This window comes from Paenibacillus sp. GbtcB18 (assembly GCF_019091125.1).
Classification (GTDB): Bacteria; Bacillota; Bacilli; order Paenibacillales; family NBRC-103111; genus Paenibacillus_F; species Paenibacillus_F chitinolyticus.
In genome coordinates this window covers 1-716 of record NZ_JAGXJX010000088.1, presented here as the reverse complement: position 1 = coordinate 716, position 716 = coordinate 1, and the positions used below count along the sequence as shown (strand labels likewise).

2 protein-coding genes are annotated in these 716 nt (G+C 25.7%); both read left to right on the top strand.

Annotated features, from left to right (window positions below; translation table 11 throughout):
* The first annotated feature begins 194 nt into the window (after window positions 1-194).
* On the top strand, window positions 195-425 hold the full coding sequence (locus KVT34_RS32820; RefSeq protein WP_088095996.1) for a response regulator aspartate phosphatase: 231 nt from the start codon (window positions 195-197) through the stop codon (window positions 423-425).
* A 27-nt stretch (window positions 426-452) separates the two neighbouring features.
* Complete coding sequence (locus KVT34_RS29635; RefSeq protein WP_170930128.1) at window positions 453-596, top strand: hypothetical protein; 144 nt, start codon at window positions 453-455, stop codon at window positions 594-596.
* The last annotated feature ends 120 nt before the right edge of the window (window positions 597-716 follow it).

The window sequence follows — 716 nt, the reverse complement described above, 5'->3', positions numbered from 1 at the left end:
TTTTGTATTTTAAGTATAATAGATATGGTTACTGTGTTTATTTATACTAAAGTATGATTTTCGTTGAGAAAGATTAAAATTCTTAATATTCTATTTTTATTCTTTTGTAATTTGTTATACTTATATTAATTTTAAGTAAAGGGGAGAATAAATTCCATGAGTATAGACGTGGTTACAATGGAAGAAATGAAAAATTGCTTCATGGGTGGAATTGTGAAATTCGTTTGAGAAATATAGCAAAAGCAAAACAACATAAGGAAACTATTGAGTACCAAATTGATACTATTAAGGATCTAAATATAAAGTTATATTATGCACTTATTAATTTAAGATATAGTTTGCTTTTTGATGAAATAAGTGGAGTTAAAGAAAGTTTTTGGATATGTAAAAGATTACTCACAGCAAATAGCTTCTCAGTTTTATGAGAAAAGAAATGAAAGAGGGGCATTAAAATGAAAAAAATTGGGGTATTAAGTTTGTTAGCAGTTCTTACGCTATTAAATGTGAATGTATTTAAAGATACACAGCAAGTTAAATCAAGTATTACATCTCAAACTGAAATTATTCAATACTCCGAACATGGTACAGGTTGGTAAAAACTTAAAAAATATAATGTTATTTATCCCTATTAAGTAAAAACCTTCCTAGCTATAGGAAGGTCTTTACTTAATAATAGAGTCTATTAAAGCGATTTTAATAAAGAATAAAAATTCGTA

Bases quoted from the DNA above. Each gene is read 5' to 3' on its own strand.
- KVT34_RS29635 (WP_170930128.1), top strand. From the start codon at position 453: ATGAAAAAAATTGGGGTATTAAGTTTGTTAGCAGTTCTTACGCTATTA.